The organism is Thermorhabdus hydrogeniformans, assembly GCF_049310025.1.
Classification (GTDB): Bacteria; Bacillota; Thermosediminibacteria; order Thermosediminibacterales; family Tepidanaerobacteraceae; genus JBJYKD01.
The window spans coordinates 21,411-34,259 of record NZ_JBJYKD010000031.1 but is presented as its reverse complement, the minus strand read 5'-3'; the positions used below and the strand labels follow the sequence as shown (position 1 = coordinate 34,259).

At 48.2% G+C, this 12,849-nt stretch carries 15 protein-coding genes, 1 CRISPR repeat array and 1 riboswitch; of the genes, 4 read left to right on the top strand and 11 right to left on the bottom strand.

Features of this window, described 5'->3' with window-relative positions; translation table 11 throughout:
- The first annotated feature begins 329 nt into the window (after positions 1–329).
- A riboswitch (cyclic di-GMP riboswitch) is annotated at positions 330–419 on the top strand.
- A 72-nt stretch (positions 420–491) separates the two neighbouring features.
- From ACKX14_RS13120 to ACKX14_RS13110, 3 genes are all read left to right on the top strand, one after another.
- Positions 492–743, top strand: coding sequence for a helix-turn-helix domain-containing protein (locus tag ACKX14_RS13120; RefSeq protein WP_422448367.1), 252 nt, complete (start codon positions 492–494; stop codon positions 741–743).
- 149 nt (positions 744–892) lie between these two features.
- Positions 893–1,276, top strand: coding sequence for an RNA polymerase sigma factor (locus ACKX14_RS13115; protein WP_049766024.1), 384 nt, complete (start codon positions 893–895; stop codon positions 1,274–1,276).
- A gap of 88 nt (positions 1,277–1,364) precedes the next feature.
- Entirely contained in the window at positions 1,365–1,997 is a 633-nt protein-coding gene (locus tag ACKX14_RS13110) for a hypothetical protein (RefSeq protein WP_157833031.1), read from the top strand.
- 65 nt (positions 1,998–2,062) lie between these two features.
- Here ACKX14_RS13110 and ACKX14_RS13105 read toward each other — a convergent pair whose 3' ends face one another.
- The 11 genes from ACKX14_RS13105 to ACKX14_RS13055 form a co-directional block, all read right to left on the bottom strand.
- Positions 2,063–2,851, bottom strand: coding sequence for a copper amine oxidase N-terminal domain-containing protein (locus ACKX14_RS13105; protein WP_422448365.1), 789 nt, complete (start codon positions 2,849–2,851; stop codon positions 2,063–2,065).
- A gap of 91 nt (positions 2,852–2,942) precedes the next feature.
- The gene (locus tag ACKX14_RS13100) at positions 2,943–4,214 is read right to left on the bottom strand and encodes a stalk domain-containing protein (RefSeq protein WP_422448363.1); all 1,272 of its coding nucleotides are present in this window, start codon (positions 4,212–4,214) and stop codon (positions 2,943–2,945) included.
- Positions 4,215–4,306: 92 nt separating this feature from the next.
- Positions 4,307–4,450 (bottom strand): hypothetical protein, encoded by a 144-nt coding sequence (locus ACKX14_RS13095; RefSeq protein WP_422448361.1) that lies wholly within the window; start codon positions 4,448–4,450, stop codon positions 4,307–4,309.
- A gap of 15 nt (positions 4,451–4,465) precedes the next feature.
- Positions 4,466–4,627 (bottom strand): hypothetical protein, encoded by a 162-nt coding sequence (locus tag ACKX14_RS13090; RefSeq protein WP_422448359.1) that lies wholly within the window; start codon positions 4,625–4,627, stop codon positions 4,466–4,468.
- Entirely contained in the window at positions 4,624–4,827 is a 204-nt protein-coding gene (locus ACKX14_RS13085) for a hypothetical protein (protein WP_422448357.1), read from the bottom strand. The genes ACKX14_RS13090 and ACKX14_RS13085 overlap by 4 nt, the downstream gene beginning before the upstream one ends.
- 130 nt (positions 4,828–4,957) lie before the next feature.
- Positions 4,958–5,302 (bottom strand): hypothetical protein, encoded by a 345-nt coding sequence (locus tag ACKX14_RS13080; protein ID WP_422448355.1) that lies wholly within the window; start codon positions 5,300–5,302, stop codon positions 4,958–4,960.
- A 5-nt stretch (positions 5,303–5,307) separates the two neighbouring features.
- A complete protein-coding gene (locus ACKX14_RS13075) occupies positions 5,308–5,442 on the bottom strand; it encodes a hypothetical protein (protein WP_422448353.1) in 135 nt (44 codons plus the stop codon).
- 297 nt (positions 5,443–5,739) lie between these two features.
- A complete protein-coding gene (locus ACKX14_RS13070; RefSeq protein ID WP_422448351.1) occupies positions 5,740–6,132 on the bottom strand; it encodes a hypothetical protein in 393 nt (130 codons plus the stop codon).
- Positions 6,133–6,412: 280 nt separating this feature from the next.
- Positions 6,413–8,491, bottom strand: a complete 2,079-nt coding sequence (locus ACKX14_RS13065; protein ID WP_422448349.1) for an AAA family ATPase — start codon at positions 8,489–8,491, stop codon at positions 6,413–6,415.
- On the bottom strand, positions 8,451–8,771 hold the full coding sequence (locus ACKX14_RS13060) for a hypothetical protein (protein ID WP_422448347.1): 321 nt from the start codon (positions 8,769–8,771) through the stop codon (positions 8,451–8,453). Before ACKX14_RS13060 ends, ACKX14_RS13065 begins: the two co-directional genes overlap by 41 nt.
- A 472-nt stretch (positions 8,772–9,243) precedes the next feature.
- Positions 9,244–10,569, bottom strand: coding sequence for a hypothetical protein (locus tag ACKX14_RS13055; RefSeq protein WP_422448345.1), 1,326 nt, complete (start codon positions 10,567–10,569; stop codon positions 9,244–9,246).
- A 132-nt stretch (positions 10,570–10,701) separates the two neighbouring features.
- Positions 10,702–11,402: direct repeats of the CRISPR family, unit length 31 nt; unit sequence GGTTACTAGCCTGCCTATAAGGGATTGAAAC.
- 370 nt (positions 11,403–11,772) lie between these two features.
- On the opposite strand from ACKX14_RS13055, the gene cmr1 reads away from it, so the two are divergent.
- The gene (cmr1, locus tag ACKX14_RS13050) at positions 11,773–12,831 is read left to right on the top strand and encodes a type III-B CRISPR module RAMP protein Cmr1 (protein WP_422448343.1); all 1,059 of its coding nucleotides are present in this window, start codon (positions 11,773–11,775) and stop codon (positions 12,829–12,831) included.
- Positions 12,832–12,849: the final 18 nt, after the last annotated feature.

The following is a 12,849-nucleotide window of genomic DNA, read 5'->3' as shown; positions in this document are numbered from 1 at the left end:
GCATTCACCTCCTACACCGTACTTATTAGCTCTATGTTTATATTTTAAGATGCTTCCTAGCAACTTAAAAGAGGGCTTCCAAAATTTTCTACATAATTCGACACGGCCAATTTTGGTAAATAAAATCCATATCTAATTACCATCATATTCACGGGATGGACAAGTTATTTGCCTTTTCCATCATAAGGAATGTATTTGACGAACGACATTAGAAAAAGACGATGACTTCTTTCCAGTATATGGAACCATTTTGACCTACCATTCGTCTTAATAAATAGACGGATGTAAGGAGGTGAAGGTTCCGCGCTTCTCTAACGAAAACCGAATACCTACGTTAAGGGCAAACCCATTGAAAGGTGGGGACGCAAAGCTATAGGGTCTAAGGTGCTTCCCAGCACTATGATAGCCTGACTGCCGCTGCTGCAGAAGTCTAAGACCTGCCGTCTGCCAAAGTGTGGTAGGTCTTTTTTCCTTTGTGGAGGTGGCAAAACATGCAAAGAAAACCGAAACTACGAGAACTGATTACTTTAGCTAAGAGTGGTAATGAAGAAGCTATGACCCAGGTTGTTAAACGCTTCATTCCAATCGTCAAGAAATACAGCCGTCAGCTAGGATACGAGGAGGCCTGCTCCGATTTGATGACTTGGATAATAGAAGCCGTTTACCGCTACCAGCCCAATACCACGTGGGGTAGGGATGAGCTAAACAGGTACTTCTCCCGTAAAAGCGACTATCAGAAATAACTCAAGAATTTTTTTGGTAGGGGGGGTATTAAAACGCCCCCCTATTTTCTCTTTATGTAGTAGAGGGCAGGTTAGACAAGCTGGAAGGAGGTGGACGATGATGACTCCTTACACCTGACATCTACGACGACGTTGAAGAAGCCCGGATTATGGCCTGGTTTTTAACCGGCCTACGACACGAAGCTATCAGGCTAGCGAAAAAGCATAAGCGGCTACGGGAGCACGAACTACTAATCCTTAACAACCTACTCAGTCAAGAAGCCGAAGATGAGATGACAGAGATGCTCGATACCGTAGCCGGCACAGATGACATTTTGGCCGAAGTAGAGGACTCTGTATTCCTTCAGGAAGCCCTCACGGTGCTGACGCCACAGCAGCAAAAAGTCATTACGGCAACGGTCCTGGAGGGACGTACAGAGCGGGAGGTAGCTGAACAGTTGGGAATATCACAACCGGTCGTACACCGATTGAAAGAGCGAGCGTTGAACAGGTTAAGGAAACATTTTGTCCTGGACGAGCCCACCGCCAAGTAGAGCCTCATCCAGGACGGACAACCCCATACCCGAAGGCAGGGAGTAGAATGTCTTGTTTCGTAAATCTTTAAGTTAGGAGGGAACATTTATGCCCTATGACTATGCTTACCGCAGGATAAAGACTTCCTCGACTGGTTATCGGAAAATCGAGGCAACAATTACTTTACCGTCACTGAGTGACGTAGCTCTGGGAACAGGTGCTGCATTGTATGAATACCTCGGCTGTGATGGCTCAACCTTCGACTTTGAATTTGGTTTTGGATTAAAACCATCTGAAGGCTATAGTACACAATATGGTATCTACCGTAGTATTTATGTAGGTGGGAGCGATTGGCAGTGGATATCAGGTTATACCTTTAGTCCAGGTTCGACATATAGGCTATTAATTGCTGCTGAAGACGGCTATATTAAATGCTATGTCTATAGTTCTAGCGGTACACTTTTATATTATAACGAGTTTACAGTTAATGGAATTAGATACGACGGTTCTGGACAAAAAGTTCGACGTGTCTCCACCTTATTGGTACCTTCTGGGGGCTCGGCTAACGCTAACAATAACCGGTGGACAACCACGCTAGTTGGAACGCCTACTACTTTTGTTAATGCGACTCCTTCTAACTGCGTAGCAACAAATGAAACGAGTCCTTCTGGGCAACCGTGGATATCAGTAACTACCTATAATGCTTATTACAACGAGAATATAAACCTTGACATCCGTTAAAAACTCCCAGCGCACCGTTAATATGGTGCGCTCTCCTTTGTTTATCACGAATCTTTTTGCGGTATTTATCTTATATCCAACTTTGACCATTCCAGGAAAGCTTCAGCTATCTTTTGAAGTTGATCGGAGGCATCAGGATGGTCAAAAATAATAGCGTTAACTACTGTATGGTAACTCATATACTTAACGGCTTGCTGATAATTATTGTCAACTGCCTGCAATAAACTATCGTTATTTATTTGATTACCCCATTGCTTTCTGAAAAACTGATAATGATTCTGGATAGCTTTATATGATCCTTCAACTTGTCTATTTTGCTCTGCTATCCATTTATTGGCAGACTCAGGATTAGGTTCGCCACTATAAATTGCCTCGGCCCACTCAACGAAACTCTTTATTCTAAAAGCTGAATTGGACAATAAACCCTTCAAATAGGCAATTATAACCTCGTTCTTTTCTGCGTCCCACCGTACATTTGCTCCCATTGCTTCTGAAACGAACCTTACAGGTACTAAAGTTCTTCCTTCTACTACCTTAGGTGGTACGTCAAGTTCTATTGTAACTCCATTTTTGAAGGCCGTACTTTTACCAATAGTTAGTTTGACAATATTACTGCCCTGAGTTGCCGTTACGGTACTAGTAACACCATCCCAATCCACGGTTGCGCCCAAACTCTCAAAGATAACTCGAAGTGGCACTAGCACCCGCCCGTTCTCAAGAACCGGTGGGACATCAAACTGGAGCTGCTCACCGTTAAAAGTTATAATAATTGGTTGTTCTGCCATAACACTACTTGGTAAAATGGCTATCAGAAGTACTCCAAGCAAAAGGGATAACCACCATTTCTTCTTCACAGGCAAAACCTCCCTAAAAATTTTTTCTCCAAAAAGTATAGACGCACAACCCTGGTATTTTGTTCCGCTTCCCGCAAAATCTTTGACACCCTTACCGAGGGTACCTCCTCGGTATTACGGTAGACCTCAATGCGTCCCACATTTCACCGGTCACCAGACCTAACCGCCAGATGGCGATACCGTCAAGGCCGTATCGCTTGGCGATGCCCACTTTGATTAGAATGCTCTCCGGTGTTTCCGAGGAAGCAGAAATTCCAAGCACTAGCTTTTCCGGCGGAACAGAAGCCCTAGCCATTTCCACAGCTTGCGTGACAAGGCTTACCGGCTCCGGCTTAGAACCATAGTCGTAGGCCATGACGATAATCCGGTCAGCGATCTCTCCCAGCGCCTTGTAATCGTAACCCTGATAGGCGCTGTTGGGAGCGTGGAGAGTGAGGGTCAGTGTGAGGTTAGCGGTCCTCACCTGTTCCGCTAAGAGGCGGACAAACTTGGTAAAATCGTCCTGCACGGCCTTTAACTGCTCGCCGTCATCTCGGTAACCCAAACCCTCAAAGTCTAGGTTTACTCCTTGGTACAGTACCGCTTCTCCCATTATACCATTAACCGCCCTGGTCATGGCAGCCTCATCCGTTAACAGGGACGAAATCGTGCCGTCACCGTCAGTCACGTGGACCACCATTTCGGTTTTCAGGTTGTACTCCCTAGCTGCTTCCAGCACCTTCTCCCAACTATCCGGCCTTTGCCAGCCTGTTCGGCTTTTGGTCAGGAGGTTGCCACCTTTGTCCAGACTGTACCAGCCCAGCGCCAGTTCAGCTACTACATCGGTGTTTCCGCTGGCAGTTTCCGGGTACGGCTTCCTAAAGAGGTTAGTCCAACTGCTGGTCTTGCTGTCGCCCAGGGCGTAGAACCCGATTACCGCCATCTCTTTGGGCGGGGAGGTAATCCTGACCCCGTTAATCGAGTTATCCCAATCCACCTTACAATTAAGGGCTTCGCTGAAGAACCGCAACGGTATCATCGTCCTGCCGTTAAGAATTTGCGGAGGAACGTCAAGGAGGATAGGGGAGTTATTGCGGTAGGCGGTCTTATTCCCAATCTGGAGCCGGATAGAGGTTTTCCCGTCCGTAGCACTTATGGTTTGAGTAGTGCCGTCCCAGGTAACCTTTACGTTCAACGCTTCCGCTATCGCTCGGAAGGGAACCAGGGTGCGCCCGTTCTGGATGACCGGCTGCACGTCAAAGGTAACCGGCAGCCCGTCAATCAGGACGGGAATTTTCTGCTGTTCCTGAGCGAAGGCCGGCAGTGCAAAACCACCGGCCACGGTAATCATCACAATTAAAGCAAGGAAAAGCAAGCGCCTCATTTTTAACCTCCTATTGCAATAGAAGTCGAATATCATCGCATCAACAGGAAACATGTAACAATTTCGCCCTTGACAAAGGTAATTCCTCCCTCTCACAGAATTTCATCGTCCAGGTCTTGCACTTCATCAGGTTCAAAGCCGAGGGCATCCAGGAGAGCGTTAAATTCTTCACTATCAGGGTCAACGTCACGCCCGAGGAAGTCTTCAAATTCCTCCAGCAGTTCCCAGCCGGTCATTGTAAGTTCACCTCCTTAGAACGGCCTGATGTAGAGGGTAACCCCTCTGGCTTTGAAAATCTGGCGCAGGGGAAGCAACCGCTCCTCCGCTGCTTCTTTGGTCTTGTAAGTCTGGCAGCCTGCCAGAAAGGAAGTGCCGTCGGATCTGGTACCGAATATCGCCCACCGGTTGGTCACTGGCTCATCACTCCCGCAGGTAGGTAAAGGGAGGAGTTCCCGTTTTTCCACCGGTTGTAATGGCAGACGTAGTCACTGCCGAAGGCAGCCACCGTTTCCGCGGTAGCCCTTTTGGTGGGAGGGTTAACGAATCCCATCCGGCAGCGGGAAAGCTCTCTACTGTAGAGAGGGCAGGTCTTGCAGGTACGCACTTTCGTCATGGTATCACCTCCCAAGAAAGTTGCTTATGCCTCCCGGAGTATAAAAGTATTAAGAAAAGAAGTTCCGTAGGGCATAGAGTCGTATAATTGGTTTGCAAGAGAGAAAAACCATAAGGCGCCACGCTTTTCTTTACGCAACGCCTTCCTTCTTGGCTTTTTCTTGTTCAGGTTCTATTTCCTTTTTCTCAGCTTTACGCTTGAGATAGTATCGCTGGATTTCCTGTTCTACTTCGGCAATCTTTTTTGAGTACCAGTCAACCCGTAGCCTTTGTTCCAGCATCTTCAGTTCTGCCAGTTCGTCGCCAGCTTCAAACTTCTCGCGATAGGTTTCTTCCTGCTTGATGGCGTACTGAAGGTTAGCACGGAAAGCATCTCTTTTTGACCGTAATGCTTGCAACTCCGGTGGAGTATTACCCGCTGGAATTACTAAAGACTGCTTGGGTTCAACCTGCTCGCTCTTGGCTCTCGCTGCCACAGTAATCACCTCCTGTCGCTATGTAGTAATTGCTTCAGCCGGTTCAGGACAGTGCCTGCGTCGTCTCCGGAGTGCAGAAGCTGGCTGTGAATGCAGGAAAGGTCGTAAACGAGAGAAGCTGGAGCCTCTTTCACGAGCATCCCCAGCTTCTTCGCAGCTACCACAGAACAGGTTGTCTCTGCAGGTAGCGTTTGTTGGTGTTCCAGACATCGGATGATGTCTCGCACTCTTTTGAGTGTTTCACGTTTGGTCAAGGTAGCACCTCCTTCCCGTGTTGGAATATTCTGTCTACTTATGTTAAAATTATAATGTACTTCCCAAGGACTTAAAAGAAGGGGCACCAAAATTTCTGTCGTAAATTGTTGATACAAAAATAAGAGGCTCCGATGAGCCTCTCTTAACTGACAGGACTTCTTCGCATGAAAAGGTTTGCCGGCCTAGTCAGCGACAACCGTACTTACTCGTTCCAACGCAGCGTTGACGATGGTTCTCCATAAACGAAGCCGGCTAGCTACATCGTTGTAAAGCTCCGAGTTTGGGGGTTCTCCCAGTATCCCCAATCCAACGTCTATGAGTTCCAACTGGGCCTTCAGGTAATGAAGATAACGGTAAGTGTCACCCAAGCGTTCTCCGCCGTCATTGCCCTTTTGGGCGGCAAACGCCATCGTTATGGCTTCCTCATCCAATTGAAACTCGAACTCATCAATCTCATTAAGGAGGACGGAAAACATCATGGCTTCCTCTATTGGCCGTTCCGCCTCCCACGCTTTTCCCGAAATTCGGTGCTTCCTTTCCACAGGAGTGAGGGTATCTGCAATCTCAGCGGCCATCCGGTATCACCTCCTTTCCAATTCCAATGGTACCAGGCGAGCGGGGAAAAGTAAGATAACAAGTAGGCCCAACGGTTTGGGCAGGTGCGGGTCTAAGTTGGGGGTATTCTCGCAAGTAGCGGGAGAGAAGGAAAATCGAAAGTAGGCCCAAAGGTAGCGCCAAGGTTTGGGCCAACGTTGGGCCAAATTTGGACCTTTGGGAAACAGAAAAGTAGGCCCATAGGCCCAAAGGTATATATATACCTTGGGCCTTTGGGCCTACTCTGCTTGGGTTTGGAGCTTACGCAGTTTCGGTTGCCGCTGTTTCTTTCTCCTGCTTACCGACCCAGCGGTAGATTTTGGGTTTTTGCCCCTTACCGCCTTCCTCCGTCACGGGCATGTTCCTGTCCTGAAGCTCGCGGATGTAGCGCCGGACGGTTTCCTCGCTCACTCCGAGTTCCTGGACAATCTCTTTGAAGGCTATGCCGCCCTCGCCGCTTTGCTTAATGAGTTCCAGCACTTTGCCGCGGGTAGAAGTGTCCTCGACCCTCATCACAAATCCGGAGGTCGTCATCTTGAAGGTTTCCTGGTTGACGTAAACCTCGATGGCCCTGTCCGTGACCCTCCCGCGTGAGTCGGTCAGCGGAGGGATGTCTCTACCGTCCAGTCTCAAGAGAAGGATGCGGTCGCCGGTGGCTTCGTTGGTTTTGTCCGTTTTTTCCAGGAAAATGCCCACGTCAGCTTCCCCGCTGCTCCGGCTGGAACCCCGGAAGGCGTCCCAACCGGTGTCTACACCTTGGCGCTTGCCGAAGTGGTGGACAACCAATACCGCCGCGTCAGGGAACCGCAGGACAAGCTCGTGCAGGCGGTCCCACACCTCGCCCATTTCCCAGGCCCGGTCCTCAACCTTGCTGTGAATCCTCTGGAGCGGGTCGAAAATAATCAGGTCGGGCTGGTAATCCTCGCAGACCTCGACCAATTTGTCCACCCAGTAGGGGTTATCAAGCTTCACGCCCTGGCGGTGCACCCAGCGGACGCTATCCGGAGGAATGTCGCTCAGCAGGCGCTTTATTCTTCTCGCGAAGGCGACGGGAGAGCCCTCCTCTTCGACGCAGAGAACCTTGCACGGCCTGCGGACGCTCCAGCCAGGGTATTCAAGGAAATCCTCTCCGCTGACCGCCGCCCGAATCAGGTTGAGGATGAAGAAGGTTTTCATGGCCTTTTGCGGCCCGCCGACCAAAACCTTATCGCCCCTGGCAATCAAACCATTGATAAGCCACGGTATCTCCTGCTCGGCCAGTTCCAGCATTTCTTCGTGGGTGGTAAAAAAGCTCCTTGTTTTCCGCCAGGGGATTAGCTCGGCCAGTTCCGCGTCGCTATGGAGGCGGAGCCAGTCGCACACGTCTTTTCCGGCCTCGCCCCGCTTCCAGGGGAGCTTAACCACAACGCAGCGGTAGTCTCCCAGGACTTTAACGGCGTTAGCGACAAAGTTGTTCCACGACGGGTCGTCAGCTTGAGGGATGAGGTAGACCGTGTGGATGCCTTGAAATTCCCGCTCCCACTCCCGACGGAAGGTAGCTCCGGGAACGCTCAAGACCGGCACGTCAACCCCGCAGCTTTCCAGCGCCTGGATAGTCCGCAAGGCGTCGCTCTCGCCCTCTACAATCACCGCCTGGTCGTGGCCTTCCAGAGCGTCCAGGTTCCAAAGGACGAAACGGGAACCCTTAGCTCCACCTTTGCGGCCATCTCTAGCCCGGCCGCGAATACCGACAACTTGCCCGTTGACGATAAAAGGAACAACGATGCACTCCTCTTGCCCGGGGACAAAACCTTCTGGAACGTAGCCCCAGCGGTAGCGGGTCAAGAGTTCGTAGTTGATACCTCGCGCGGCCAGGTATTCCTGCACGATTTCCAAATCCGGGGAGAGCCTTTTAGCGGCTTCGCTGGCGTACTCGTTGAAACCTTTCGGCGGGATGACAAAGGCGCTACTGTAGTTGTCCACCTTTTCAAAAGCTGGTTTGTCTTCAAATCGCAGTTCAAAACGGTACTGGTCAAGGGTAAAGCTCGCCTCGTCTTTCGGCAGCCCGAGGATTTCCGTGAGGAAGCGGAAAGGGGAGAAGCTGCCGCAAACCGAGCAGTGGTAGACGCCGCTTTTAACGTTGACCGCAGCGGACGGCTTCTTGTCCCCGTGCTGGTGGTTTAGAGCGTTCAGGCAGCGGACGGAGATAAACCCGTTGCTGTCAGGCTCCCTTCCGGCTATCTCCGGAAAGTGCGGCTCGTAAAACTCCCGGTAGGGTTCAGGGTGGGCTACCTTTGCGAAGTGGATTGCCCAACCGTGGCTAGATGGTGGGTTGCTGTCCAGTAGCCTCGTTACGGTCATTTTGACCAGCCTCCTTCTTCAATGTCTCTCGTTTGATGTAGCTAATGCGGTCGCCAAGCTCCCGCATCGCTCTGACGTAATCGAACAGGTTCACGGTCAGGTTCTTGTCACCCTCGAACCTTGTCCGCAAGTCCCGCAGGGTAGAGAAGTCCGTTTCTGGGTAAAGGAACATTACTTTTTTCGCTCCCTGGAAGGGCACCTTAATTTCTGGCTGGTACCCTTCCAGCAGGAGGTAAGCGGCGAAGTGCAAGTCCTTCGTGTAGAAAGGCTCTCGTTTCAAAGCTATCAAACCCCCTTGATTTAAGTTGGTTTTTAATTCCACGTATAAAAATAGTTGACGAAAAAAGACCCGAGGTGCATAGAGGCTTATAAACGTTAATGCAGCGATATTTTCACGTGCTAACTTGTGATTTTACTTTCTTTCAAGTAAAGATAGCCGTTTGCTACTACTGACAAAGTTACCAGCGACCAGATAACCCAGAACATTCCTGGCACCTCCTTATCCGGCATTCTCCAGTTGCTTTTTAATGTGGCGAGGTACTAGCTCGTAGTGGTACGTTGCTTCACAGCACTGCATTCCCAATGGACAATGGCGGAGAGCTTGCCACTCGTTGTCACCAAAGGCGCAGATAAAGTCGTACCCAAAATTTCCGAAACAGGTTTGAGATAACTTCTCAGCCAGTTCGTCTTTCATCAGGTCATTCCATTTAATCCAGTAGAAAATGGGTAGCATAACATCCATCTCCCTTCTGTTACTCGTTAAAGATTTTCTGGTTAATCAGCTTACTGAGTTCGTGACTAGGCGGTAGCGTCCTGAACAGGTTGCTCCAGAAATCGCTATCGTCACGCTTTTCAACGTCTGGTTGAATGTTATTTGGATACTGCCAGCGTGCGACGTTAGACAACGTTTTTAAGTCTCCGGAGAGGTAACTTCTTTCTAACTTCTCCTTTTCTACGGAAGCCTGAACTCTCTTAATAAAGGTATACCAGTTGCTGGCAAGTTCCTGCCCTCGCTTGAAGAATTCTTCCATTTCCATCTGCGTGTATGTGACACTGTCACGTTTTCGGGTGGGGGTAGAAACCTTATCGACTGTGGCATCATCCAAAGTGCCTACAGTCATTAGCATGGAGAGAATATCGGTTAGCTGTTTAGTAACCTTTTCCTTAGCGGTGTATGTGAGCCGGTCACGATAGCTGAGAGCGTTTGGTAATTCTTTCAACCACTGGCTTAACCGTCCCTGCAAATCCTTGGCCTGCAACGTTACCGCGCGGTACATGCTCGGCGGGTAGGGTTCGTAGTGTTCCTTATTGTCCTTAGAGAGCCTTGCAAAATCATCAGGGGTAAACGGAGGGCGTTTTATCCCGTAAGTATCTTCGAGGAAGCGGCTAATGCGCTCCAAGTCGTAGCTTCCCTCCTCAACCTCTCTCTGCAAAGCGGTAGCTCGCCTGAAATTCTTCTGCACGACATCCTCCTTAACGGAATCTAAGAGTCCCTGAAGGATTTCATCGTCAGAACGGGCAAAGGATGTCCCTTTAACAATAGATTTCGATACCTCGTAGTTGTGGAGCACTACCTCCACGTAACTTTCCAGAGAGTTTCTGTTACCTCTCAATGCCTGCCATTGTTTAGCAACCTTGTCAACCTTCTTGCGGAATATCTCATCGGTTTCATAACGCTTCCTTATCTCATCTCGCATATTTGACCCCTCTTTTTGAGATTTTGAAGCAGTAGCCGTACTTAAGGCTTTGGTGATAAAATGTTGGGAGAGCAGGCGCATCAAATTGTCGATGCGCTCCACTGTTTGAGCTTCTTCCAAACTGTCCTTAACGTACTTAACGAAGGCATCTTCCTGCGGGAATTTGTTCAGTTGTTCCAATGCTCGTTTGCGAGCGGTTTCTACCTCACCTGCAGTATTTTTCTTAGTTGGGCGTTTCGCAAGCGGGTCAATAAATGACTTGCCAATCTGCTCTCCGTGAGGAGCGAAAAAGGCAGTTTCGCCTGTTACAGGATTAAATCGCTTAATTGCTGGGCCGAATTCGGTATTGACTTTTTCCTCGACCCAATTAACGAACGACATCTTGAAAACACCTCCTTTGCAATGAATGATTAGGCTGCTTTAATGGTAATCAGGAAACCGATACTTGAGGGAAATTCAAGATTAGTTCGTTGAAACATGATAGAAATGTGAGTATAGAAGGAAAAGGATACAGGTTACTAGCCTGCCTATAAGGGATTGAAACTGTACTAACCAGAATGTACTCGTCGTAGGCGCTGAGTTACTAGCCTGCCTATAAGGGATTGAAACGTCTACCTATAAGGGGAGGGTGGCCCGGAGAAATCCGGTTACTAGCCTGCCTATAAGGGATTGAAACTAAATATCCTGCAACCACTACGGTTGTTGCAGGATAGGTTACTAGCCTGCCTATAAGGGATTGAAACGGATAACAGTGGTACCAAACAATCGAAACACTTCGGGGTTACTAGCCTGCCTATAAGGGATTGAAACCTTGGAGGGATTGAAATGAAAGCTCGCCTGATTAACGGTTACTAGCCTGCCTATAAGGGATTGAAACCATAGAAGATCTCGCCGATTCATCAAGGGGGTCTAGAGGTTACTAGCCTGCCTATAAGGGATTGAAACTATATCGGAGACTTCCACTCGAAGCCTCCGATACTGGTTACTAGCCTGCCTATAAGGGATTGAAACTTGATAAACAGTCGAATCATCTTGTCCTCCTCTTCCCGGTTACTAGCCTGCCTATAAGGGATTGAAACCAGGAAAGTCCTGACCTTCCAGGACTTCTCCCACGCGGTTACTAGCCTGCCTATAAGGGATTGAAACCCTCCCTTTTCCCCTCCCATTTTCATATAAGAAAGCAGGTTACTAGCCTGCCTATAAGGGATTGAAACGCGGAAGTAATGGAGGAAATTCTGGACAGGTTTCCGGCGTTACTAGCTTGCCTATCCTGAAAATAATGTTCCGTAAAAAAGAAATAAAAAACTAGGCCCATACTTAATGTAAAAATATGGGATAAATATGAAGCAATATATGCGTAGCAACAAATGTCTAAAAAATCATAGCAATATTTTTATTTTATGGCAGGAAAAAATTGACGAAAGTAGAATAAAAAAAACGAGATTTTTTTAACCTAAAAAAAGCCAATTCACAGGAGGGAATCATGAGTATTATTAATGCTAGATATAAAATAGTAACACCTATGTTTATGGCGGGAGCCGATCAAAAAGATTTGGCTGAATTGCGTCCTCCTTCCTTTAGGGTGTGCTTCGCTTTTGGTTTAGGGCCACTGCCTTGCCGTATTTTGATAATAAACTGGAAAAAGTAAAAAATGCAGAAAAGCAGCTGTTTGGCAGCATTGATACAGGGAAATCCAGGTTTTCATTGAAGATTGAGCACCGGCTTGGTGATAGCCGTATAGCAAAAGCAGGGGAAAGGTGGGATAAAGATGGTATCGCATACCTGGGGTATGGAGTTATAAGCTGGAACGGACTTAACAGGCAGGTTGAAAATACTAGATCATATATAAGGCAGGGTAACACTTTTGCAGTCTCATTGATTTTAAAATCCGATGTTTCGGATGAAGAGAGATTGTTGCTTAAACGTTCTTTGATTGCATTAGGCCTATTTGGCGGACTCGGCTCGCGTTCTCGAAAAGGATTCGGTTCGGTAAATCTTCAATCACTAACGGAAGATGACCGGGAAGTCTGGGTTGCGCCCAGAACGGTTGATGAACTCGAGGACAGGATCAAAAATTTTATAGGGGAACTGGGTCCTTTATCTAACGAATTGCCACAGTATTCTGCCTTTAGTGAGCATACAAATGTAACCATTATTAACAGGAACATTGACTCTTTAAAACTGCTTGATGAAATTGGAAGAGAAATGATTAGATATCGCAGTTATGGTAGGAATAGAGGAGGCAAACATATTCTACCCTGGGGTGAAACTGCACTACAGATTTTTAAAGATGACCACGACCTAATCATAAAGGTGGCGCAGGGTAACAAGCCTGATACTCATCCGGAACGAGTTATTTTCGGGCTGCCTCACAACTATCATTTTTCAACGGGGGAAAATGTAAGAATAGCCCCCGAAAATAAAAATAGACGGGCCAGCCCTCTGTTTATCCACATCCAGGAACTAAAAGACGGCTGTGCAGCTGTCCTTACTTTGCTGACTGCTCAATTCTTACCACCGGGTGAAAGGATAAAAATAACAGGACGGGGGAGCCATATTGTTGATACAAATGTGAATTATAATGTTATCCTCAACTTCATTAAGCGGTTTGCGGATGGAGTTCAGGTATATCCTCAGAAGTAGTGCAGCGAGGGGGATAAG

Excerpts from the sequence above, each read along its gene's own strand:
- ACKX14_RS13120 (WP_422448367.1), top strand. The coding sequence starts at position 492 with ATGCAAAGAAAACCGAAACTACGAGAACTGATTACTTTAGCTAAGAGT.
- ACKX14_RS13115 (WP_049766024.1), top strand. The coding sequence starts at position 893 with ATGGCCTGGTTTTTAACCGGCCTACGACACGAAGCTATCAGGCTAGCG.
- ACKX14_RS13110 (WP_157833031.1), top strand. The coding sequence starts at position 1,365 with ATGCCCTATGACTATGCTTACCGCAGGATAAAGACTTCCTCGACTGGT.
- ACKX14_RS13100 (WP_422448363.1), bottom strand. The coding sequence starts at position 4,214 with ATGAGGCGCTTGCTTTTCCTTGCTTTAATTGTGATGATTACCGTGGCC.
- ACKX14_RS13095 (WP_422448361.1), bottom strand. The coding sequence starts at position 4,450 with ATGACCGGCTGGGAACTGCTGGAGGAATTTGAAGACTTCCTCGGGCGT.
- ACKX14_RS13085 (WP_422448357.1), bottom strand. The coding sequence starts at position 4,827 with ATGACGAAAGTGCGTACCTGCAAGACCTGCCCTCTCTACAGTAGAGAG.
- ACKX14_RS13075 (WP_422448353.1), bottom strand. The coding sequence starts at position 5,442 with ATGCTCGTGAAAGAGGCTCCAGCTTCTCTCGTTTACGACCTTTCCTGC.
- ACKX14_RS13070 (WP_422448351.1), bottom strand. The coding sequence starts at position 6,132 with ATGGCCGCTGAGATTGCAGATACCCTCACTCCTGTGGAAAGGAAGCAC.
- ACKX14_RS13065 (WP_422448349.1), bottom strand. The coding sequence starts at position 8,491 with ATGACCGTAACGAGGCTACTGGACAGCAACCCACCATCTAGCCACGGT.
- ACKX14_RS13055 (WP_422448345.1), bottom strand. The coding sequence starts at position 10,569 with ATGTCGTTCGTTAATTGGGTCGAGGAAAAAGTCAATACCGAATTCGGC.